Here is a 21658-nt window from a genome sequence, read left to right as displayed (position 1 = left end):
GACGGTGTCGTTGATCTCCCGGGTCACGGCACCCGCCGCGACCCATGACGTGGCGGGGCTGGTCCGGGCCCTGCTGGCGGCGGTCCCGCCGACCCGGGCCAACCGGCCGCCGGGCGGGGCGGCCCCGCGGGGGTCGGTTCCGCGGGGGTCGGCGCAGCCTGGACCGCGCCTGCCGGAGGGGCGGCGCCTGCTGGAGGGGCGGCGCCTGCTGGAGGGGCCGCGCCTGCCCTCCGGCCCGACCGGGTCGGGCACGTCCGCGGCGCGGATCTCCGCCGGCGTCACGGCTGCACCGCACCCCTCCGGGACCGGCCCCGCCACGGCCGACGGCACCGTTGCATCTTCCCTCCCGCGGCCGACCTCGGCTGCACCTTCTCTCCCGCTGCCGACTCCGGCGGCATCTTCCCTACCGCTGCCCACTCCGGCTGCACCTTCCGTACCCCCGCCGGCTGCGGCCACCCCGCCCACGCCGGCGCCCAGGTCAACGCTCACGGCCTTACTACCCAACGGCCCCACCGGACTCGGAACATCCGGCGCGGCCGTCCGGATGACCACCACCCCCGAGCCCCGCCGGGAGGCGGCGCCTGCGGCCGATCCCGCGCCGGGGCTGTACTGCCCGCCCGCCATGCGCGACGATCCCGCCCTGGGGGAGACCGTCACCGAGCGGCTGGTCGAGCGGGCCGAGGAGATCGGGATCTACCCAGGCCAGCTCGACAAGATCCGCACCGCCGACTTCGGCCGGCTGATCATGCTGGCGCATCCCGAGTCGGACGACCCCGACCGGCTGCTCGCGGCCGCCAAGTGCGCGCTGTCGGAGTGGGCCGTGGACGACCACTACGTGGACGGCGAGGCGGAGGAGGCCCGGCACGAGCAGCTCGGGCAACGGCTCGCCATCGCCCACTCGGTGATCGACCAGGCACACCTGCCGCTCGGCTACGCCCCGCAGCTCGAAGAGGCCGTACGGGCGGACCCGGTCATGCGCGCCCTGCGCGACAGCCTGCGCAACCTCCACACGTACGCGACGACCTCCCAGGTGCGCCGGCTCCGCCACGAGCTGGGCATCATGTTCATCGCCTACAACCAGGAGGGGTACTGGCACACCGCGGGGCACACCCCGCCGGTGTGGGAGTTCCTGATGCACCGGCACGAGAACAGCTTCGTTCCGTGCATGGTGCTCGTCGACGCGGTCGCCGGATACGAGATCCCCTACGGCGAGTTCGCCGACCCCCGGGTCCGGCGCGCGTTCACCATGGCGGGTACTGCCAGCGTGATCGTCAACGACCTCTACTCCATGGGCAAGGAGGACCCGACGGACTTCAGCCTGCCCCGGCTGATCGTCGCCGAGGACGGCTGCTCGCCACAGGAGGCGGTCGAGCGCACCGTCGGGATCCACAACGAGCTGATGCACACCTTCGAGGCGGAAGCGGCCGCGCTCTGCGCGACCGGCTCCCCGGAGCTGCGCCGCTTCATGGCGAGCACCTGGGCCTGGCTCGGCGGCAACCGCGAGTGGCACGCGGGCAGCGCCCGCTACCACGCCGACGCGCAGGCTGCCTGACCCCACCCCACCCCGCCCCGTCTCACTGCATTCCCCCCACCTCAGTAAGGAACGCCTGCCATGTCCAAGATGTCCACCCAGATGGAAGGCATCGCCATGCGCGACGTCCTGCGCACCGAGTACCAGAAGTCGGTCGCGGAGTACTGGAACAAGGAGAAGGACCCGGTCAACATCAAGCTCGGCGAGGTGGACGGCCTCTACCACCACCACTACGGCCTCGGCGACTGGGACCCCTCGGTGCTGGCCGGCGCGCCGGAGAACCGCGACCAGCGCATGATCGAGGAAATGCACCGCCTGGAGACCGCCCAGGCCGAGGTGCTCCTCGACCACCTGGGGGACATCACCCCGGACGACCACCTCCTCGACGCCGGTTCCGGACGCGGCGGCACCAGCTTCATGGCCAACGCCCGCTTCGGCTGCCACGTCGACGGCGTGAGCATCTCCGAGCAGCAGGTCGACTTCGCCAACGACCAGGCGAGGCACCGCGGGGTCACCGACCGGGTCCGCTTCCACTTCCGGAACATGCTCGACACCCGCCTGGACACCGGCTCGCGCCGCGCGATCTGGACCAATGAGACGACGATGTACGTCGACCTCTTCGAACTCTTCGCGGAGTTCTCGCGCCTGCTGGAGTACGGCGGCCGCTACGTCTGCATCACCGGCTGCTCCAACGACGTCACCGGCATGCGCTCCAAGGCCGTCAGCCGGATCGACGAGCACTACACCTGCAACATCCACCCGCGCAGCGAGTACTTCAAGGCGCTCGCCGCCAACAACCTGGTGCCGATCCAGGTCGTCGACCTGACCCCCGACACCATCCCCTACTGGGAACTGCGCGCCAAGTCGTCCGTGGCCACGGGCATCGAGGACCCGTTCCTGACCGCCTACAAGGAGGGCAGCTTCCACTACCTCCTCATCGCGGCCGACCGCATCTGACCCACGCGCCCCTTGGAGCCGAGCCAGGCTCCAAAAGGCGGTCGTGTCAGAGGGCCTTCGGTCAGCCGGACACGCCCAGGGTGAGGGTGCCGGTGTACCGACACCCGAGCGAACGGTCTCGTGTGGCACTGCTCCGTACAGGCCACGAATCTCGCGTCGTCGGGATTGGCTGACATCCCCGCCTCGGGAGGGGCCTACAACCCCGGGACACCCACCACCAACAACGGGACGGTGACTCCCCACACCTCAAGCAACCTCGGCGCATCCACGGAGATCGCGACCCACTCGTCGGGCACCGGGAACAGCACCACCACATGGAACCCGACCATCACCTGGACCGTGCCCCTCACCGCCGAAGCAGGCAGCTACACGGGGACGGTGACGCACTCTGTCAGTCCCACGTAGACGGCCCGCTCCGCTGCTCCTGATCCTGCTGCTGGCCGCGCTTCTCCCGTGCGCGGCCAGCAGCCATGCCCAGGCCCAGGCGATGAGCGGCGGACACGGACAGGACAAGCAACCCACGCAGCCACAGGGGTCGTTCGGCCTCCGGCTGCTGGAGGCGCCCGTCATCCGCCGTGACGATCCCCGCGCATACACCTCCATCGTCGACCACCTCAACCCGGGCGCCGTCATCCGCCGACGGGTAGAGGTCAGCAACATGTCCCCGAACCCGCTGCGCATCGAGCTCTACGCCGCCGCAGCCTCCATCGAGAAACGGACGTTCACCTTCGCCCCCCGTCGCACTCCGAACGAGCTGACGGAATGGACATCGCTCGACCACTCCGCCCTCACCCTCAATGCAAACAGCAAGGAGACCGCTCGGATCACCATCCGGGTGCCGCCGAAAGCCTCGCGAGGCGAGCGGTACGGTGTCGTCTGGGCCCAGGTCGCCAGTTCCGGCCAAGGCAACATCCAAGTGGTCAACCGGGTCGGGATCCGCATGTACCTGGACATCGGCCCGGGCGGTGAACCACCCTCCGACTTCCGGATCGACAAGCTCACTCCCGGACGCTCCCGCGACGGCCGACCCGAACTCGCCGCCCAAGTCCGCAACACCGGGGAACGCGCCTTGGAAATCTCCGGCCGTCTTTCCCTGTCCGAAGGACCGGCGGGTCTGCGTGCGGGGCCGTATCGCGTGCCGACGGGTACCACTCTGGCCCTCGGCGACACCGGGTCGGTGAAGATCGTCCTGGATGACCGACTGCCCGACGGCCCCTGGACAGCGCGACTGACGCTGACCAGCGGCAGGGTCCAGAAGACCGCCACCGCCACCGTCACCTTCCCGGCGGCCGGCATGTGGGGAACGGCTGTCATGCCAGCAGACATCTCGCAATGGCCGCCGACGCTGTCCTGGGGACTCGCCGCCGTGGCCGCGATCCTGGCCGTCCTTGGCATCCGGACTCTGAAGCAACGACACGCACAGCGCCGGGACCCACCGGCCGACCGCACAGACGGCTAGGGCGCGTATCGAGTCGTGGTCAATGGGCGAATTCGGGTGAGGTCTTTGACCGAGATCATTCGGGCGCCGCTGACGCCACGCCCGACTGCGGCGCCGGAACCACCGCCTACGAGCCCATCCCGCTCCTCTCGGGCACCAAGGCCCTGCCCCTGCCCTGAGAACCGCCGGCCCGCCAGTCCGCTAGCCCGCCTGTCCCATATCCGCCGCGTTCGGCCAGCTCTGTGCGTTGGGCCAGCCGGTCGCCGGGGCCGGGGTCAGGTCGGCCGCCGGGGTGCCCGGGGCCGTCATGCCACGTACCTGGGCCGCCGTGAGGCCCCCGCGGGCCGGGACACCCGGCGGGGTGGGGCCGAGCGCGGCGGCCGGGACGGGGGCAGGAGCCATGGGGACAGGGGCGGGGGCGGGAGCCGCGGGGACAGGGACAGGGGCGGGTGCGGGTACCGGTGTCGGGTACGGCGCCGGTGCAGGAACCGGAGTCGGGACAGGTGCCGGCACCGGAACGGGCGCCGGAACCGGCACCGGTGCAGGTGCCGGGGCCATCGGCTGCTGTGCCGGGACCGGTACCGGCTGAGCCGGCGTCGGCTGCTGTACTGGCATCGCTTGAGCTGCCGCCGGCATCGGCATCCCGCCGCCGGTCGGCGCTGCGGCGGCGGGGAGCGGCATGCCGGTGCCGGCGGCCGGGACGGCGCCGGTGCCGACGGCCTGCGCGGCAAGCCCCGGCACTCCGGCGCCGTTGGTCGCGCTCACCAGCCGATCCACGGCCGCCGTACCCGAGCTGTAGCTGGTCCCTGTGCCCAGCTCGGGTACGGCGGCTCCCCTCCTGGTCCCGTAGAGCACCTGCTCCAGGCCGGACACCAGGCGACGCACGTCGACCTGGGGGCGCACCACGAGTCTCAGGAAGCGGCTGGAGGAGCCGATCTTGTTGCCGCACTCGCGGACCAGGATCCGGTGCTCGGTGAGCATCCGGTCCCGGACCACCGTGCCCTCGGCTCCCACGGGAAGGCGCACGAAGAGGAAGTTGCCCTGGGAGGGGTAGACGGTCAGGCCGGGCAGGGCCGACAGGTGGCTGGCCATCTCCAGGCGGTCCCGGCGCACCTGCATCAGGCTCTGCGCGTACTCGGCACCGTGCTCCTTCAGCATGAACACCACGTGCTCGGCGAAGGAGTTGAGGTTCCACTTCGGGAGCATCGAGCGGACGCGGCCGGCCAGGGCCGGGTTCGCCACCAGGTAGCCGAAGCGGATGCCGTGCAGGCCGAAGTTCTTGCCGAGGCTGCGCAGCACGACCACGTTGGGCCGGAGCATGGCCTCCTGGACGACGCTCGGGTCGGCCTCCGCGTCGGCGAACTCCAGGAACGACTCGTCCACGACCACCAGGTCCAGGTCCGCCATCGCGTCCATGAACTGCACGACGGATTGCTTGCGCAGGTAGCCGCCGTCCGGGTTGTTCGGGTTGCAGATGACCGCGACCCGGGTGCCGCGGGCGCGGATGAACTCGGCGTACTGGGCGAGGTCCAGCGCGAAGCCGTTCGCCTCCTGGAGCGGGAACATGTCGACCCGCTTGCCGGTCTCCATCGGCTGGTCGGTCCAGCGGCCGAACGTGGGGACGGGGATGGCCAGGGACTCACGGACCAGGAGATGGTCGATCCAGGTGATCAGCTCCGTCGAGCCGTTGCCCATCGCCACGCACTGCGGCGGCAGCTGGAGCAGACTGCACAGCTCGGCCGTGATGGTGTCGGCGCTGCTCGGGTAGTACGTGATGATCTCGCGCAGCCGGACCGCCAGCTCCTCGAACATGGCGGGAGTGGGGAAGTACGGATTGCACGGGATACAGAAGTCCACCGGGCCCGACCCGTCGCTCTCCCGCGCCAGCGCCGCCATCGAAGGGCTGTGCGCTGCGGTGTTGCGGAACAACGAGGTGACGTTGTCAGGCAAGGGAACCTCCGTCCAAGGGTGGCCCGGGCGGGGGAGCCCGGGCCACCCTTGGATACGGAGGAGACAGCAGTGGCGTTCAACTCACCTGCTGTGTGAGCCGCTTCACGCCGAGAACGTGTGGACCGTCGTCGTCCGGTAGGTGTGGCCGGGCCGCAGCACGGTCGACGGGAAGTTCGCGTGGTTCGGCGAGTCCGGGAAGTGCTGGGTCTCCAGGCACAGGGCGTCGCCCTGGCGGTAGGTGCGGCCGCCGGTGCCGGTCAGGGTGCCGTCGAGGAAGTTGCCGGAGTAGAACTGCAGGCCCGGCTGGTCGGTGGCGATCTTCAGGGTGCGGCCGGAGCGCGGGTCGCGCAGCGTGGCGACGTGCTCGGGCCGCGTGGTGATGCCCTTGTCCAGGGCCCAGTTGTGGTCGTAGCCCTTGGCCTGCACCTGCTGCTCGTGGCCGGCGCGGATGTCGCGGCCGATCGGCTTGGCGTGCCGGAAGTCGAAGGGGGTGCCCGCGACCTTGGCCAGTTCACCGGTGGGGATCAGACCCGAGTCGGTGGGGGTGTAGCGGGAGGCGGCGATGCGGAGTTCGTGGTCCTCGATCGTGCCGCTGCCCTCGCCGGCCAGGTTCCAGTAGACGTGGCTGGTGAGGTTGACGACGGTCGCCTTGTCGGTGGTGGCCTCGTAGTCGATGCGCCAGTCACCGTGCCTGGTGAGGGTGTACGTCACCGTCGCCTTGAGCGTGCCGGGGTAGCCCATCTCGCCGTCGACGCTGGTGTAGTGCAGGTGCAGGCCGACGTCGGTGCCCTTGGTGAACGGCTCCACGTCCCACACGTGCTTGTCGAAGCCCTGCTTGCCGCCGTGCAGGCTGTTCACGCCGTCGTTGACGGACAGCTGGTGGCTCTTGCCGTCGAGGGTGAACTGGCCCTTGGCGATGCGGTTGCCGTAGCGGCCGATGAGGGCGCCGAAGTACGGGGTCTTCGCGACGTAGTCGTCGATGTTGTCGAAGCCCAGGGAGACGTTGGCGTAGTGGCCGCGCCGGTCCGGGATCTCCAGGCTCTGGACGACACCGCCCCAGTTGAGGACCTTCAGGCGGGTGCCGCCGTTCTCCAGCGACCAGCGGTAGATCTTCGTGCCGTCGGCGAGCTTCCCGAAGTGTTCCTTCACCGGCCTCCTGCCTCCCGAGGCGGCCTCGGCGCTGCCCGTGCCGAGGGTGGTGGTGGCGAGGCCTGCGGCTGCCGCGCCCGCAATGACCGTGCGTCTGTTCAGTTCCATCTAGCGGCTCCTTAAGAAGAGAGTTGAAAGGCGCCCGCTGAGCCCCGCGCCCCAAAGGGGCGCGGGGCGGGGACATGTGCGGCTCCGCCGCGCGAGCGCGACCAGCCGCCGACGGCCCGCAGCTTTGATTCGGCCTGCCCAGCGGAGCGTTCGCGCTGACTTACGAACCGGACTTGCGCTTGTTCCACACGTCGAAGCCGACCGCCGCCAACAGGGCGAAGCCCTTGATGACCTGCTGCCAGTCGGTGCCGACGCTGAGGAGGTTCATGCCGTTGTTCAGCACGCCGAGGACGAGACCGCCGATGATCGCGCCGAGGACGGTGCCGACACCGCCGCTCATGGACGCACCACCGATGAACGACGAGGCGATCGCCTCGAGTTCGTAGTTCAGGCCCGCCTTCGGCGAGGCCGCGTTGAGGCGGGCGGCGATCGCCAGACCCGCCAGGGCCGCGAGCGCGCCCATGTTCAGGAAGACGTAGAAGGTGACCTTCTTGTCCTTGATGCCGGACAGCTTCGCCGCGGGCAGGTTGCCGCCGATCGCGTAGATGTGGCGGCCGAAGACGGCGTTGCGCATGACGTAGGTGTAGGCGACCACCAGGACACCGAGGATGATCAGCACGATCGGGGCGCCCTTGTAGCTGGCCAGCAGCAACGTGAGGGTGAGGACCGCGGCGACCAGGGCGACCAGCTTGAGCAGGAAGAGGCGGCCGGGCAGCACCTCCAGCGCGAACTCCTGCTGGCGGCGCCGGTCCTGCACCTCCTGCCACACCACGGCGACGATCAGGACGAGGCCGAGGAGCAGCGTGAGGTTGTGGTAGTTGGTGTTCGGGCCGACCTCGGGCAGGAAGCCGTTGCCCATCTTCTGCAGGCCGTCGGGGAAGGGGCCGAGGGTCTGGCCCTTGAGCAGGATCTCCGTGAAGCCGCGGAAGATCAGCATCCCGGCGAGGGTGACGATGAACGACGGTATGCCGAGGTACGCGATGAAGAACCCCTGTGCCGCGCCCGCCGCCGCGCCTGCCAGCAGACACAGCACCACGGCGATCGGCCAGGGCACATGGTGCTGCACCGTCAGCAGGGCCGCGAACGCGCCCACGAAGGCGGTCAGCGAGCCGACCGACAGGTCGATGTGGCCCGCGATGATCACCAGCATCATGCCGATGGCGAGGATCAGGACGTAGGCGTTCTGCAGCACCAGGTTGGAGACGTTGTGCGGCAGCAGCAGGTCGCCGTCGGTCCAGATCGCGAAGAGCAGGACGATCAGGCCGAGCGCGAGCAGCATGCCGTACTGGCGCATGTTGGCGCGCAGCCCCGCCAGCATCAGCTGGAGCAGGCCCTCGCCGGAGCCCGATCCGCTCCTGCCCGGCGGCGCGGAGGCCGGGATCTTGTCGGTCACGTCGGTGCTCATCGCGTTACCTCTTTGTCCTTCGTCATATGACGCATCAGCACTTCCTGCGTGGCCTCGGCCCGCGGCACCTCACCGGTCAGCCGTCCGGCGGCCATCGTGTAGATGCGGTCGCACATGCCGAGCAGCTCGGGCAGCTCGGAGGAGATGAAGACGACCGCCTTGCCCTGGGCGGCCAGCTGGTCGATGACCGTGTAGATCTCGTACTTGGCGCCGACGTCGATGCCGCGCGTGGGCTCGTCCAGGATCAGCACGTCCGGACCCGAGAAGATCCACTTGCTGAGGACGACCTTCTGCTGGTTGCCGCCGGACAGCTTGCCCACCGGCTCGAAGACGGTCGGCGCCTTGATGTTCATGGACTTGCGGAAGCCCTCGGAGACCTGCCGCTCCTCGTGCTCGTCGACGATGCCCCGCTTGGCGACCTTGCTCAGGGCGGTCAGCGAGATGTTGCGGTTGATCGTGTCGATGAGGTTGAGGCCGTAGTGCTTGCGGTCCTCGGTGACGTACGCGATGCCGTGGTCGACCGCCTCCGCGACGGTCTTCGTACGGATCTCCTTGCCGTCCTTGAGGACCGTGCCGCCCGCGTACCGGCCGTAGGCCCGCCCGAAGACGCTCATCGCGAGTTCGGTGCGGCCGGCGCCCATCAGGCCCGCGATGCCGACGATCTCCCCGCGGCGCACGTCTATCGACACGTCGTCGACCACCTTGCGCTCCTGGTCGATCGGGTGGCGCACGGTCCAGTTGCGGATCTCCAGGGCCGGGGCGGCACCCTCCTCAGCCTCGTGCGGGGTGCGCTCGGGGAAGCGGTGGTCCAGGTCGCGGCCCACCATGCCGGCGATGATCCGGTCCTCGGTCGTCTCCGGCGACTTCACGTCGAGCGTCTCGATGGAGTGGCCGTCGCGGATGATCGTCACCGAGTCGGCGACCTTGCGGATCTCGTTCAGCTTGTGGGAGATGATGATCGAGGTGATGCCCTGCTTCTTCAACTCCAGGATGAGGCTGAGGAGTTTGTCGCTGTCCTCGTCGTTCAGCGCTGCCGTCGGCTCATCCAGGATGAGCAGCTTCACCTTCTTCGACAGCGCCTTCGCGATCTCCACGAGCTGCTGCTTGCCCACGCCGATGTCGGCGACGCGGGTCTCCGGGTGGTCGTCGAGACCGACCCGGCGCAGCAGCTCGGTGGCGTGCCGCAGGGTCTCCCGCCAGTTGACGAACCCGCGCTTGGCGTGCTCGTTGCCGAGGAAGATGTTCTCCGCCAGGGAGAGGTACGGCGACAGCGCCAGTTCCTGGTGGATGATGACGATGCCGTGCTGCTCGCTCGCCCGGATGTCCTTGAAGCGGCAGACCTCTTGCTCGAAGAGGATCTCGCCCTCGTAACTGCCGTGCGGATGGACGCCGGAGAGCACCTTCATCAGGGTGGACTTTCCGGCGCCGTTCTCACCGCAGATGGCGTGGACCTCGCCCTGACGGACGGTCAGTGTGACGTCCGACAGCGCTTTGACACCGGGAAAGGTCTTGACGATCGAGCGCATTTCCAGGACGGGTCCCGCCATGGTCGTGCCTTCCAATCAGTGTGGGGTCGGTCGGTTGGCGGGACTACTTCAGCTGGGCGTCGGTGTAGTAACCGGTCTTGATCAGCGCGTCCTCGTAGTTGGTCTTGTCGACGCTGACCGGCTCCAGCAGGTAGGCGGGGACGACCTTGGTGCCGTTGTCGTACGACTTGGTGTCGTTGACCTGCGGCTTCTTGTTGTGCAGGACGTCGTCGACCATCGTCGAGGCGACGTCGGCGAGCTTGCGGATGTCCTTGTAGACGGTCTGCGTCTGCTCACCGGCGATGATCGACTTCACCGAGGCCAGCTCCGCGTCCTGGCCGGTGATGACCGGCAGCGGCTTGCTCTTGGTGCCGTAGCCGTCCGACTTCAGGGCGGACAGGATGCCGATGGAGATGCCGTCGTACGGCGACAGGACCGCGTCGACCCGCTCGCTCTTGTAGGAGGAGGTGAGGACGTCGTCCATGCGCTTCTGCGCGGTGGCGCCGTCCCAGCGCAGGGTGGTGACCTTGGTCAGCTCGGTCTGTCCGGAGCGGACGACCAGCTGCTTCTTGTCCATGTACGGCTTCAGGACGCTCATCGCGCCGTTGAAGAAGTACCGGGTGTTGTTGTCGTCGTTGGAGCCGGCGAACAGCTCGATGTTGAACGGGCCCTTCTTGCCGCTGTCCAGGCCGAGCTTGTGCACGATGTAGGTGCCCTGCAGCTTGCCGACCTTCTCGTTGTCGAAGGAGGCGTAGTAGTCGACGTTCTTGGTACCGAGGATCAGGCGGTCGTAGGAGATGACCGGGATGTTGGCGTCCGCGGCCTCCTGGAGCACGCTGTTCAGGGACTTGTTGTCGATCGCCGCGATGATCAGGCCCTTGACGCCCTGGGTGATCAGGTTCTCGATCTGCGAGACCTGGGTCTCCGGGTCGTCCTCGCCGTAGACCAGCTTGGTCTTGTAGCCCTTGGCCTCAAGGTCCTTGACGACGTTCTTGCCGTCGGCGATCCAGCGCTCGGACGACTTGGTCGGCATCGCGATGCCGATGGTGGACCCCTTGGTGCTGCCGGCCTTCTCCTTGCTGCCGCCCTCGCCGCTCTGGCCGCAGGCGGACAGGGTGAGGGCGAGGGAGGCGGCTCCGGCTATCGCGGTGAGAGCGGCTCTGCGGTTGCGCATGTGATCAGTCCTTGTTCTTCTCGTCGTTGAGAGGGGTCACGCGTTGGTGGGGAAGCGGTTGAGCGCGCCGGGCAGCCGGGAGCCGAGCGGCGCCATGTCGCCGTCCGCGCCGTGCCGGGCGAGCAGGTCGAGGGCGAGCCGGCCGCGCCGCACCCGCTCCCGGGCGGTGTCCAGGGTCACGTCCCGCAGGTGGGTGCCCCACGGGTAGATGCCGGGAGCCTTGGACAGGCCGAACTTCAGGTAGAGCGGTGCGCCGCGCCGGATCAGCTCGGCGACCTCGTACATCCGCACATAGCCGCCGAGGTCGTCGGGGGCCTCGATGTACATGTCCATGGGGGTGGCGGACACCCGGCGGATCTCGGTGAGGTGATCCAGCGTCAGATCGCTGGGCACGTTGATGGAGTCGGCCCCCAGCCCCTCGTACACCGCATACGAGGCGGGGTTGACCGGTCCGATCAGCGCCGAGACCTTCAGGGTGGTGTCGGCCGGGATGATCCCCGCCTGACGAGCCCGGTGCAGGGTCCACAGCACGCCCTCGTCGGCGACGAGGAGGCACTTGACGCCGAGTTCGGTGGCGCGGACGGCGTCCTCGACACAGCCGGCGACGGCGTCGTGACCACGGGCGCGCAGTCCGGCCCCCCGCGAGTCGGTGCGCACCGAGCCGCCGATGTCCCAGGTGCCGCGCGGGCCGGTGAACAGGCAGAGTTCGATGTCCCGTTCGCCGGTCGCGTCGACCATCTCGGTGATCTCGGCGTCGGTCAGCATCCACACGCCGCTGCCCTGGCTGATCCGGTGGATCGGCACGTCGAGGCGGGAGGCCTCCTTCAGTACGACGGCCAGCGCTTCGGGACCCTCACACGAGGGGATCTCGGTGCGCCAGCGGCCGCCGCCCGGGAAGCTGTGGGCGGAGGTGTCGGCGGGGTCGAGGGCGGGCGCGTCCAGGCCCAGTGCGGCGAGCACCTGCTCGCCGGGCCTGCGGGCTGCCGGAGCGGAAGCGTCGGTCACAAGCTGTCCTTCGTGTTCGATATATCGGACAAGGTTCGCGGCTCTGGGTAGAAAAAGGCCTTGGTGGTACGCCGGTCAGGGCGCCGTCAGGTCACGCCCCGACCGGCGTACGGTCAGGGGCGGAGCAGCACCTTGCCCACCTTCGGATCGCCGGCTCCCACCAGCTCGATGGCCTGCGGGAACTCGGTCAGCGGCAGCTCGTGCGTGACCAGCGGCAGCGGGTCGAGCAGCCCGGCGCCGAACACTCGCACGGTGTGCGCCCAGGCGTCCGGCGGCGCCCCGAACACGGTGTGCACCTCCAGCTGCCGTACGACGAGATCGGTCGGGTCGAGCCCCTCGGCGCCCGGCGCCGGGATGCCCGTCAGGACCAGGCGTCCGCCGCGCCTGAGCAGGGAGGCGGCGGTGCGCGCGGCGGACGCGGACCCGGCGGTCTCGATCACCGCGTCGAAGTCGTCGGGCAGTTCCTGGTCCCTGAGCCGGAAGTCGGTCGCTCCGAACTGCCGGGACAGCGCCTCCCGGTCGCCCCGGGTGCCCACGACGAGCAGCTCCACCGGCGAGATGGCCTTCAGGAACTGCACCGCGAACATCCCGAGCGTTCCCGTGCCCACCACCGCGACCCGCTCGCCCGGCTGGGCCTTCGCCTTCAGCGCGGCGGCTGCGATGCACGCGGCGGGCTCCAGCAGGGCGGCGGCGGTGAGGTCGGCGTCGTCCGGCAGCGGGTGCAGCAGCCGGGCGGGCAGGGTGAGCGTGGCGGCCATGGCACCGGGCTGGGTGAACCCGGTCTCCTCGTACCCGGCCGTGCACAGCGTGGTCTCGCCCGCGTGGCAGCGGTCGCACACCTGGCAGTTGCGGAAGCCCTCGCCGACGACCTTGCGGCCGACGAGGCTCTCCGGCACACCGGCCCCCACGGCGCGCACGGTCCCCGACCACTCGTGGCCGGGCGTGAGCGGGTACCGCACGTACCCCTCGGGCCGGTTGCCCTGGTACACCTCGCGGTCGCTGCCGCAGATGCCCACCGCGTGCACGGCGACCAGCGCCTCGCCGGGACTGGGATCCCGGGGCGTGTGCTCCTCGACCCGGTGCGTGCCCGGCGCCTCGATCAGGACCTGGGAACTCACTTCGAGCCCTTCGGCTTGCGCTGCTCCCAGCCCTCGGCCCACAGGTCGAACCGGGCCTGCTGCTGCGGGAACTCGGCGGCCGCGTCGGTGTCCAGCTCGACGCCGAGACCGGGCTTGTCGGAGAGGTGGAAGTAGCCGTCCACGACCTCCGGCGCCCCCTTGACCACTTTCTTGATCTCCGCGTCCGCGAAGTCGTTGAAGTGCTCCAGGATCTTGAAGTTCGGGGAGGTGAAGCCGACCTGGAGCGAGGCGGCGGTCAGCACGGACCCGCCCACGTTGTGCGGGGCGACGAGCATGTAGTGCGTCTCGGCGGTGGCGGCCAGCTTCCGGGTCTCCCAGATGCCCCCGATGTGGCCGACGTCGGGCTGGAGGATGTCCGCTGCCTGGCTCTCGAACAGCTCGCGGAACTCGATCCGGTCGTGGATGCGCTCACCGGTGGCGACCGGGATGTCCACCTTGGCGGCGACCTTCTCCAGCGCCTTCAGGTTCTCCGGCGGCACCGGCTCCTCCAGCCAGGCCGGCTTGAACGGCGCCAGCTCGTGGGCGAGCCGGACGGCGGTGGCGGGGGAGAAGCGGCCGTGCATCTCCAGCATCAGCTCGGCGTCCGGACCGATGGCGTCGCGCACGGCCTCGATGAGCGAGACGGCGTACCGGGTCTGCTCGTGGTCCAGCTCGAAGTGCCCGGTGCCGAACGGATCGATCTTGAGCGCCTTGTACCCGCGCTCCATCACCCTCCGGGCGGCCTTGTGGTACGCCTCGGGCGTTCGCTCGGTCGTGTACCACCCGTTGGCGTACGCCTTGACCTTGTCGGTGACCTTGCCGCCCAGCAGCTGCCACACCGGCACGCCGAGGGCCTTGCCCTTGATGTCCCAGCACGCCATCTCGACGACCGCGATGCCGGACATGACGATCTCGCCGGCCCGGCCGAAGTCGCCGTACTTCATGCGGCGGACGAGGTCCTCGACAGCGAACGGGTCCGAACCGAGAATGTGGTTGGCCTCGGCCTCCCGCAGATAGCCGAGCAGCGCGTCGGTGTGACCGAGCATCCGGGTCTCGCCGACTCCCGTGATCCCTTCGTCGGTGTGCACCTGGACGTAGGTCAGGTTGCGCCACGGCGTCCCGACCACGTGTGTGCTGATTCCGGTGATGCGCACGGCAGTTGCCTCTCAGCTGTTCGAGATTTCGTCACACGTTCGAAATGCTGGCGTGACAGTAAGGACGGCGCGGCGGGGGTGTCAATGGGTCGAACGGGTAACGGTTTCGACAAGACTTTCGAGAACCTTTTCGGTCCCGCACGAAACCTTCACAGCGGCGCCTAGGAACGTGACCGATGGGGAATCTAGTCTTCCGGCGTCATGGACTTCTGCCACCCGTGCCAACGGCACCTCAACGGCGCCCTGGCCTGCCCCGGGTGCGGCGCGCCGGCGCCCTCTCTCGCCGCGCACGGACACACGGGCACGGCGGCGAGTCCGTACGGTCAGGAAACCTTCACGAGTGCAGCGGCCCGGCCGTACGCCGAACAGGTCGCCCACCACCCCCACGAGTCCCCCCGCGTGCCCACGCAGTTCGGCGCCGCGGAGGCGGCGGACGCGTACGGGGCCGCCACGGACGCGTACGGGGCCGCCACGGACGAGTACGCGTACACCGGCGCGGACGCCCACACCGGCCCGGACGACTACGCAGACCACGCAGGCCAGGACAACTACGCCGACCACGCAGACCGGGACGCCCCTGACGACGCTCGCGGCGAGGCACAGGGCGACGCCGATGACGCCTCCGACACCCCCGACGAGCCCGGGGGCCGTGCCGCCCGGCGGCAGTCGCGCGGCCGGGGCCGCGGTGGAGCCACGGGCGGCGGCGAGGCGGACAGCGGCCCCGGCGCCGCCGACGCCAGCCGTCGCGATCGCAAGGCCGCCGCGCACCGGCGCCGCCGCCGTCGTACCGTCCTGATCGCCGCGGGCCTCGTGCTGGCGGCCGGCGGCCTCAGCGTCGCCGAACTCGGCACCGACGCCCCCTTCTCCCCGTTCTCCAGCGACGAGCCGGCGACGACCGCGGACACGTCGGCGGACGGCGGCACCTCCTCCGCGTCCCCGGACCGGACGGCGAACCCCCTCGACGACGCCTCGGGCGCCGCGGGGAAGGCGGGCGCCTCCGCCTCCCCGGACGCCTCGGCCTCGGCCTCCGCCTCCAAGTCGCCGAAGGACAAGGCCTCCAAGTCCCCGTCCGCCACGGACCAGGCGGAACAGTCGGCCACGTCGGGCGCGGGCGGGCCGACCACGGCGCCGACCGCGCCGGCCACCTCCCACCCGACGTCCACCCCCACGTCCGACCCGACGACGTCGAACCCGACCGCGCTGCCGTCGCCGACGAAGACGTGCAACCGCTTCCTGTGGTGGTGCACGTAGGCCCTGCAACCCCTCTCCCTCTGATCCCTCACTGGGATACCCCCTGTCACGTACCGCCCTGAGCCATCGGCCATCCGGGGTATCGATGACACCAACCCGCCTCCTGCGCGGTTGAGTCGGACAGGTACATCCCGCCGTACACGATCCAGGGAACGCGCGACGGCGGAACGGGCGTTGTGCACAGGGGGAGCAGCGAGCAGCGGCTCAGTGGAGGAAAGCGGATGACGCAGGGGATCACCGTGCACGGCACGGTCGCCGAGGGATTCGAAGCGGTGCGCGAGCAGTTCGCCTCCTTCGTCGCCGAGGAGCGGGACGACTACGAGGGCCAGTTGTGCGCCTACGTCCACGGCCGGCGGGTCGTCGACCTGTGGGCGGGCGAGGGCGCCGACGGGGACTCGCTGTACGGCGTGTTCTCGTCCACCAAGGGCGCCGCCCATCTCGTCGTGGCCCTGCTCGTGCAGGACGGCACCCTGGAGCTGGACCGCAAAGTCACCTACTACTGGCCGGAGTTCGGCGCCGAGGGCAAGGGCGCGCTGACCCTGCGCGACGTGCTCGCGCACCGCGCGGGCCTGGTCGGCACCGACACCGGCTTCAGCGCGGCCGAGCTGGCCGACGACCGTGCGCTGGCCGAACGCCTCGCCGACCAGCGGCCGTTCTGGCGTCCGGGCACGGCCTTCGGCTACCACGCGCTGGTGATCGGCGCGCTGACCGGCGAGGTCGTCCGGCGGGCGACGGGCCGCACGATCCAGGAGCTGTACGAGGAACGGGTACGCGCCCCCTACGCCCTGGACTTCCACCTGGGTCTGCCGGTCTCCCGCGAGCCCCGCTTCCGCACGGTTCAGCCGATGCTGCCGACCCCCGAGCAGCAGGCGGAACTCGACGCGCTGCCGTCCGGACCGCACAGCCTCTCCGCGATCGCGTTCAACCGGCACACGGCCGAGCCGACCGACCTGGTCGCCCTGCCGAACGAGCGCGGCGTCCGTGCCAAGGGCCCGGCTTCGGTGGGCGGTGTCGCCTCGGCGCGCGGCCTGGCCGGGATGTACGCGGCGATGATCAGCGAGTTCGACGGCAAGGCACCGCTGCTGAAGGAGGACACGGTCGCGGAGTTCGGCCAGCCGCACTCCGTCGGGTACGACCTGGTGGCCCGCGCCCACAGATCGTTCGGCCTCGGCTTCCAGGCCACGTCCGACGCCTGGTACCCCTTCCTGGGCGCCGGCACGATCGGCCACAGCGGAGCAGCAGGCTCCCAGGCCTTCGCGGACCCACGCAGCGGCTTGGCGTACGGCTACACACGCCGACGGTTCGCATTTCCGGGAGGCGCGGCGCCAGAGAACGAAAAGTTGGTGGCGGCACTACACCGGGCGGCGCTAACTCGTTAAGGGGCGCGGGGCTGTATCGATATGCGGCTCCGCCGCGTGGGCGCGAGCAACCCACCACAACCCGCACCCGAAAAGCACAGCAGCCGCACCCCACGTCCAAGGATGCGGCTGCCGATGTACGCAACGACGGTTCTCAGACCAGCGTCACGGTGATGTTGCCCCGGGTCGCCTTCGAGTAAGGGCACACCTGGTGAGCCTTCTCGATCAGCTCCCGCGCAGCGGCATCGCCGACGTTCGGGATCTCCGCGGAGATCTCCACGATGATCCCGAACCCCTCCTCGTTCCGCCCGATCCCCACCTTCGCGGTGACGGTCGAACCGGAGACGTCGACGCCCTCCTGCCGGGCGACCACGCCGAGCGCGCCCTGGAAGCAGGCGCTGTACCCGGCGGCGAACAACTGCTCCGGGTTGGTACCGGCGCCGCTGCCGCCCATCTCCTTGGGCGGGTTCACGACGACGTCGAGCTTGCCGTCGTCGGTGGCGACCCGGCCGTCGCGGCCGTTCTCGGCGGTGGCGACGGCGGTGTACAGGACGTCGGACTGCTGGATGGGCATGCGGTTGTCTTCCTCCTCGGTCCGCCGTGACTCGCGCCCACGATCGACGGCGGATTTCGGAAAGAAGTTACCGCATGCCGGAAAGTCCGGGCCAGGGGTCAGGGATCGTCAGAGCTTGACGATCATCTTGCCGGTGTTGTCGCCGCGCAGGACCCCGAGGAACGCCTCCAGGTTGTTCTCGATGCCCTCGACGACGGTCTCGCGGTACTTCAGCTGCCCGGAGGCCACCCAGGGGCCGACCTCGGCCACGAACTGCGGCTGCAGGTCGTAGTGGTCGCCGACCAGGAACCCCTCGATGCGACCGCGGGTCTGGATCAGCCGGGTGAGGTTCCTCGGGCCCGGGGCGGGCTCGGTGTTGTTGTAGACGGAGATCATGCCGCAGACCGCGATCCGGCCGCCCTCGTTGAGCGAGCCGATGGCCGCCTCCAGGTGGTCGCCGCCGACGTTGTCGAAGTAGACGTCGATGCCGTCGGGAGCGGCCGCGCGCAGCTGCTCGGCCACCGGGCCGTTCTTGTAGTTGAAGGCGGCGTCGAAGCCGTACTCCTCCACCAGCAGCTTGACCTTCTCGTCGGAGCCGGCCGAGCCGATGACCCGCGAGGCGCCCTTGAGCTTGGCGATCTGTCCGACCTGGCTGCCCACGGCACCCGCGGCGCCGGACACGAACACGACGTCGCCCTCCTTGAAGGCGGCGGTGCGCAGCAGGCCGGCGTAGGCGGTCAGGCCGGTCATGCCGAGCACGCCGAGGTACGTCGACAGCGGCGCAGCCGCGGGGTCGACCTTGACGGCGTGCTGCGCGTCCAGGGCCGCGTACTCGCGCCAGCCGAAGAAGTGCAGGACGTGGTCGCCGACCGCGATGCCCTCGGCGTTGGAGGCGACGACCTCGCCGACCGCGCCGCCCTGCATCACCTTGCCCAGCTCGAAGGGGGCGGCGTACGACTTCGCGGCACTCATCCGGCCGCGCATGTACGGGTCCACGGAGAGGTACTTGTTCCGTACCAGAATCTGGCCCTCACCCGGCGTCGGGACCTCTGTCTCGACCAGGGCGAAGTCCTCGGGCTTCGGCCAGCCGACCGGTCGGCTGAGCAGGTGCCATTCGCGGTTGATCATGACAGTGCCTTTCGAGATTTACTTCAGTATCTGAAACAACCATGCGCCTGAATATTTCAGGATGTCAAGTAACGGGGTATCCTGGAGCCCATGTCCACCCCAGAGAAGACCCGCCGCCCCGACGCCGTGACCATGGAGGTCGTCGAGCTGATCGGGGACGTCGTGGCCCGCTTCTACGCGGACTACGAGCTGGCGGCGGGCGAGCACGCACTGACCGGTCCGCAGGCCCGCCTGCTCAGCCTGCTGTCGCTGGAGCCGCTGCCCATGCGCAAGCTGGCCCAGAAGCTGAAGTGCGAGCCGTCCAACGTGACCGGGATCGTGGACCGCCTGGAGGCACGCGGCCTGGTGGTGCGCCGCCCCGACCCCGCCGACCGCCGGGTGAAGGTGGCCGCCGCCACCGACGAGGGCCTCGGGGTCGCCCGGGACCTGCGCGAGGGCCTGCGCTTCGCCCGCGAGCCCCTGGCCGGCCTCACCGACGAGGAGCGAAGCTCCCTCAGGGACCTGCTGCGCCGCATGCTGGACGCGTAGCGCCGGTCTCGACGCGTAGCGCCGGTCCGTCGGCCGGACAAGGTCGTGAACGAGCCAACGGCATCCCCCGATAGGGTTTCCCCATGCGCGATCTCGGGGTGGGTTTCGGTTATCTCCTCAAGGGCCAGCGGTGGGTCGGCCGGCACGGCAAGCAGTACGGCTTCGGCCTGCTGCCCGGCCTGATCGCGCTGGTCCTGTACGCGGCGGCGCTGGTCGCGCTCGCCGTGTGGGGCGAGGACGGCGTCGCCTGGGCGACCCCGTTCGCGGACGACTGGTCGAGCCCCTGGCAGGGTCTGTTCCGCGGCTTCCTCACGGTCGTCCTCTTCGCGCTCGGCCTGCTGCTGGCCGTCCTCACCTTCACGGCCGTCACCCTGCTGATCGGCCAGCCCTTCTACGAGAACCTGTCGGAGAAGGTCGACGAGGACGTCTCGCCCGACGGCACCGCACCCCGCTCCGACCTCCCGCTCTGGCACGAGCTGTGGATCTCGGCCCGCGACAGCCTGCGGATCCTGGTCCGGGCCATGCTGTGGGGCATCCTCCTCTTCGGGCTCGGCTTCCTGCCCGTCGTCGGCCAGACGGTCGTCCCGGTGCTCGGCTTCTTCGTCACCGGCTTCTTCCTCACCGAGGAACTGACCGCCGTGGCCCTCCAGCGCCGCGGGGTCGAACTCCGCGCCCGCCTCACCCTGCTCCGCTCCCGCAAGTCCCTGGTCTGGGGCTTCGGCACGCCCCTCGGCCTGGCCTTCCTGGTCCCGTTCGTCGCGGTGTTCCTGATGCCGGGCGCGGTCGCGGGGGCGACCCTCCTCGCCCGTGACCTGCTGGGCGAGGAGAGCGCCGAGGAAGAGGACGCCGAGGACGGGGTGCGGGTCACTTCCTGAACGTGGCCTGCGCCGCCACCGTCACGATCGACCGCACCTGCGCGATGATGTCCAGCCGGTTCCGGACGAACTCCGGGTCGGTCACCGTGCCCGTCGCCGGGTCGGTGTTGCCCGCGCCGAACTGCAGCACGGGCGTGTGCACGTGGCCGCCCGGCAGCGTGTCGTGCAGGCCCAGCCGGTCCCGGAGCAGGGTCGCGCGGTAGGCGATCTCGTTGGAGAGGTAGTTGCCGCCGCCGCCCGCACGGGCGGTCGAGCCGGCGGTCGGGCCGTCCGGCCGTACGACGGGATCGGTGCCGCCCGCCGGGACCTCGGTCACCTCCGTGTGGTCGTACACCGGGAACCGGCCCGTTTCCGCGGCCGTGATGGCGGCGTACGGCAGGGTCGTCGTCGTCCACTGGGGCTGTGTGGCCGGATCGGTGACGGGGACGGTCTCGGTGCGGGAGACGTTGTCGTTGTCCGGGAAGCCGCCCCGCCAGGCGCCGTTGCTGCGCTCGATGTCGAAGCGCCCGACCCGGCCCTGGCTCACGGTCGTGAACAGGTCGACCTTCGGCAGATGGGGCCGGAGCGTCCGCTCCACCGTGCCGTCCGCGAAGTCCTGCCAGCGCACGGGGAACACGGCCGTCTCGACCCGGGCCGGACCCTCTGCCGTCTCGATCACCGTGCCGTCCAGCGCCAGCGCACTCGCCCCGGACGGGTTCGAGATACGGACGTCCCGGTCGAGCGTGAAGGGGTCGAAACCGGTGAGGAGGACCCGCCTGAGGTGCGGCTGCCCCGGATAGCGGATGTCGGTCTGACCGCGTGAGGTGCGCTCCAACTGATCCAGCAGGGCGGACCGTTGGGAGTCGGTGAGACCGAACTCCGGCTCCCAGGTGCGCACTTCCCGGGTCATCCCGAGGCGCGCCCAGTACAGCGGCCGGTCGTCGTCCCGGCTCAGATCACCACCCTCCGGCCCCCGCCCCTGCGCCCGCTCCACGGCCCGCCGCCACAGCGCGAACCCCTCGCGTACGACGATGCGGCGGGCCTGCGGGTAGGAGTGCGCGCGCTCCAGAGCATCGGCGAACTCCGGTGCCACGCCGTCGAATCCGGAGCGGCGGAGAATCTCCTGCGGTACGGCCCTGTCGAGCCGCTGCTCCTCGACGGTGGGGGAGGCGGCGGCCGCCTGGGTGGCACAGGCCGTCGCCCCGGGAGCCGACAGCCCGGCCAGCAGAGCCATACCGAGCACGGCGGTCCGGATACGTAACGAGGTCACGGGGGTTGGGGTCCTTCCGTCGCTGGGGGACGTGTGATGCGGGGGAAGTATCGCGTGCGGGGAGTGGTCTGCATAGTTGCCGTCCGTAGCTGCGGGCAGTCGTGCCGCTGAGGCGGCACGGGTGGGCGCAGCGGCACCCCGCAAGCGCGGGCAAGCGAGACCCACCCCCGGCGTCCTTCGTCGGGAAGTAGTGCAGCAGCC

Annotated in this window: 19 protein-coding genes; 7 read left to right on the top strand and 12 right to left on the bottom strand. The window is 70.0% G+C overall.

The window, feature by feature from the left end; genetic code table 11:
* Positions 1–4: 4 nt before the first annotated feature.
* Both ACFYZZ_RS11730 and ACFYZZ_RS11725 read left to right on the top strand, forming a co-directional pair.
* A complete protein-coding gene (locus tag ACFYZZ_RS11730) occupies positions 5–1552 on the top strand; it encodes a family 2 encapsulin nanocompartment cargo protein terpene cyclase (protein ID WP_389174093.1) in 1548 nt (515 codons plus the stop codon).
* A 60-nt stretch (positions 1553–1612) separates the two neighbouring features.
* The gene (locus ACFYZZ_RS11725) at positions 1613–2488 is read left to right on the top strand and encodes a geranyl diphosphate 2-C-methyltransferase (protein WP_389174090.1); all 876 of its coding nucleotides are present in this window, start codon (positions 1613–1615) and stop codon (positions 2486–2488) included.
* Between the two features lie 194 nt (positions 2489–2682).
* Here the strand turns inward: ACFYZZ_RS11725 and ACFYZZ_RS11720 are convergent, their stop codons facing one another.
* Positions 2683–2838: a hypothetical protein gene (locus ACFYZZ_RS11720; protein WP_389174087.1), complete on the bottom strand. Its 156-nt coding sequence runs from the start codon at positions 2836–2838 to the stop codon at positions 2683–2685.
* A gap of 137 nt (positions 2839–2975) precedes the next feature.
* On the opposite strand from ACFYZZ_RS11720, the gene ACFYZZ_RS11715 reads away from it, so the two are divergent.
* Positions 2976–3947, top strand: coding sequence for a peptidase (locus ACFYZZ_RS11715; RefSeq protein WP_389174084.1), 972 nt, complete (start codon positions 2976–2978; stop codon positions 3945–3947).
* Positions 3948–4127: 180 nt separating this feature from the next.
* On the opposite strand, the gene ACFYZZ_RS11710 is transcribed toward ACFYZZ_RS11715, so the two are convergent.
* The 8 genes from ACFYZZ_RS11710 to ACFYZZ_RS11675 form a co-directional block, all read right to left on the bottom strand.
* On the bottom strand, positions 4128–5876 hold the full coding sequence (locus tag ACFYZZ_RS11710; RefSeq protein ID WP_389174081.1) for an aminotransferase class I/II-fold pyridoxal phosphate-dependent enzyme: 1749 nt from the start codon (positions 5874–5876) through the stop codon (positions 4128–4130).
* Between the two features lie 102 nt (positions 5877–5978).
* Positions 5979–7133, bottom strand: coding sequence for an aldose epimerase family protein (locus ACFYZZ_RS11705; RefSeq protein ID WP_389174078.1), 1155 nt, complete (start codon positions 7131–7133; stop codon positions 5979–5981).
* Between the two features lie 160 nt (positions 7134–7293).
* Positions 7294–8538 carry a multiple monosaccharide ABC transporter permease gene (gene mmsB / locus ACFYZZ_RS11700; protein ID WP_389174075.1) on the bottom strand — a complete coding sequence of 415 codons (1245 nt, stop codon included), beginning with the start codon at positions 8536–8538 and terminating at the stop codon, positions 7294–7296.
* Positions 8535–10085 carry a multiple monosaccharide ABC transporter ATP-binding protein gene (mmsA, locus tag ACFYZZ_RS11695; RefSeq protein WP_389174073.1) on the bottom strand — a complete coding sequence of 517 codons (1551 nt, stop codon included), beginning with the start codon at positions 10083–10085 and terminating at the stop codon, positions 8535–8537. Before mmsA ends, mmsB begins: the two co-directional genes overlap by 4 nt.
* A gap of 43 nt (positions 10086–10128) precedes the next feature.
* On the bottom strand, positions 10129–11238 hold the full coding sequence (chvE, locus tag ACFYZZ_RS11690; RefSeq protein ID WP_389174070.1) for a multiple monosaccharide ABC transporter substrate-binding protein: 1110 nt from the start codon (positions 11236–11238) through the stop codon (positions 10129–10131).
* A gap of 36 nt (positions 11239–11274) precedes the next feature.
* Entirely contained in the window at positions 11275–12243 is a 969-nt protein-coding gene (locus ACFYZZ_RS11685; RefSeq protein WP_389174067.1) for a hypothetical protein, read from the bottom strand.
* 113 nt (positions 12244–12356) lie between these two features.
* Positions 12357–13361, bottom strand: a complete 1005-nt coding sequence (locus ACFYZZ_RS11680; RefSeq protein WP_389174064.1) for a zinc-binding dehydrogenase — start codon at positions 13359–13361, stop codon at positions 12357–12359.
* Positions 13358–14515 carry a mandelate racemase/muconate lactonizing enzyme family protein gene (locus ACFYZZ_RS11675; RefSeq protein ID WP_389174062.1) on the bottom strand — a complete coding sequence of 386 codons (1158 nt, stop codon included), beginning with the start codon at positions 14513–14515 and terminating at the stop codon, positions 13358–13360. Before ACFYZZ_RS11675 ends, ACFYZZ_RS11680 begins: the two co-directional genes overlap by 4 nt.
* A 201-nt stretch (positions 14516–14716) precedes the next feature.
* Between ACFYZZ_RS11675 and ACFYZZ_RS11670 the strand changes: the two genes are divergently transcribed.
* Entirely contained in the window at positions 14717–15766 is a 1050-nt protein-coding gene (locus ACFYZZ_RS11670; RefSeq protein WP_389174059.1) for a hypothetical protein, read from the top strand.
* 221 nt (positions 15767–15987) lie between these two features.
* Entirely contained in the window at positions 15988–17145 is a 1158-nt protein-coding gene (locus tag ACFYZZ_RS11665; protein ID WP_389174057.1) for a serine hydrolase domain-containing protein, read from the top strand.
* A 133-nt stretch (positions 17146–17278) separates the two neighbouring features.
* Here the strand turns inward: ACFYZZ_RS11665 and ACFYZZ_RS11660 are convergent, their stop codons facing one another.
* Both ACFYZZ_RS11660 and ACFYZZ_RS11655 read right to left on the bottom strand, forming a co-directional pair.
* Complete coding sequence (locus ACFYZZ_RS11660) at positions 17279–17698, bottom strand: organic hydroperoxide resistance protein (RefSeq protein WP_389174054.1); 420 nt, start codon at positions 17696–17698, stop codon at positions 17279–17281.
* Positions 17699–17806: 108 nt separating this feature from the next.
* Positions 17807–18805: an NADP-dependent oxidoreductase gene (locus ACFYZZ_RS11655; RefSeq protein ID WP_389174051.1), complete on the bottom strand. Its 999-nt coding sequence runs from the start codon at positions 18803–18805 to the stop codon at positions 17807–17809.
* 90 nt (positions 18806–18895) lie between these two features.
* Here ACFYZZ_RS11655 and ACFYZZ_RS11650 point away from each other — a divergent pair, with 90 nt between their 5' ends.
* Positions 18896–19333 carry a MarR family winged helix-turn-helix transcriptional regulator gene (locus ACFYZZ_RS11650; protein ID WP_389174048.1) on the top strand — a complete coding sequence of 146 codons (438 nt, stop codon included), beginning with the start codon at positions 18896–18898 and terminating at the stop codon, positions 19331–19333.
* An 83-nt stretch (positions 19334–19416) separates the two neighbouring features.
* Complete coding sequence (locus ACFYZZ_RS11645; protein WP_389174045.1) at positions 19417–20208, top strand: EI24 domain-containing protein; 792 nt, start codon at positions 19417–19419, stop codon at positions 20206–20208.
* On the opposite strand, the gene ACFYZZ_RS11640 is transcribed toward ACFYZZ_RS11645, so the two are convergent.
* Positions 20198–21457 carry a pyroglutamyl peptidase gene (locus ACFYZZ_RS11640; RefSeq protein ID WP_389174042.1) on the bottom strand — a complete coding sequence of 420 codons (1260 nt, stop codon included), beginning with the start codon at positions 21455–21457 and terminating at the stop codon, positions 20198–20200. The two genes, ACFYZZ_RS11645 and ACFYZZ_RS11640, sit on opposite strands and share 11 nt — an antisense overlap.
* Between the last annotated feature and the right edge of the window lie 201 nt (positions 21458–21658).

Origin of the sequence: Streptomyces sp. NPDC001816 (genome assembly GCF_042892235.1) — a bacterium.
Taxonomy (GTDB): domain Bacteria; phylum Actinomycetota; class Actinomycetes; order Streptomycetales; family Streptomycetaceae; genus Streptomyces.
The sequence above is the reverse complement of the archived record's forward strand: the minus strand, read 5'-3'. Positions and strand labels throughout refer to the sequence as shown.

Coding starts and splice junctions, on each gene's coding strand:
- chvE (WP_389174070.1), bottom strand. CDS start 11,238: ATGCGCAACCGCAGAGCCGCTCTCACCGCGATAGCCGGAGCCGCCTCC.
- ACFYZZ_RS11705 (WP_389174078.1), bottom strand. CDS start 7,133: ATGGAACTGAACAGACGCACGGTCATTGCGGGCGCGGCAGCCGCAGGC.
- ACFYZZ_RS11655 (WP_389174051.1), bottom strand. CDS start 18,805: ATGATCAACCGCGAATGGCACCTGCTCAGCCGACCGGTCGGCTGGCCG.
- ACFYZZ_RS11715 (WP_389174084.1), top strand. CDS start 2,976: ATGAGCGGCGGACACGGACAGGACAAGCAACCCACGCAGCCACAGGGG.
- ACFYZZ_RS11660 (WP_389174054.1), bottom strand. CDS start 17,698: ATGCCCATCCAGCAGTCCGACGTCCTGTACACCGCCGTCGCCACCGCC.
- mmsB (WP_389174075.1), bottom strand. CDS start 8,538: ATGAGCACCGACGTGACCGACAAGATCCCGGCCTCCGCGCCGCCGGGC.
- ACFYZZ_RS11645 (WP_389174045.1), top strand. CDS start 19,417: ATGCGCGATCTCGGGGTGGGTTTCGGTTATCTCCTCAAGGGCCAGCGG.
- ACFYZZ_RS11725 (WP_389174090.1), top strand. CDS start 1,613: ATGTCCAAGATGTCCACCCAGATGGAAGGCATCGCCATGCGCGACGTC.
- ACFYZZ_RS11670 (WP_389174059.1), top strand. CDS start 14,717: ATGGACTTCTGCCACCCGTGCCAACGGCACCTCAACGGCGCCCTGGCC.
- ACFYZZ_RS11650 (WP_389174048.1), top strand. CDS start 18,896: ATGTCCACCCCAGAGAAGACCCGCCGCCCCGACGCCGTGACCATGGAG.
- mmsA (WP_389174073.1), bottom strand. CDS start 10,085: ATGGCGGGACCCGTCCTGGAAATGCGCTCGATCGTCAAGACCTTTCCC.
- ACFYZZ_RS11665 (WP_389174057.1), top strand. CDS start 15,988: ATGACGCAGGGGATCACCGTGCACGGCACGGTCGCCGAGGGATTCGAA.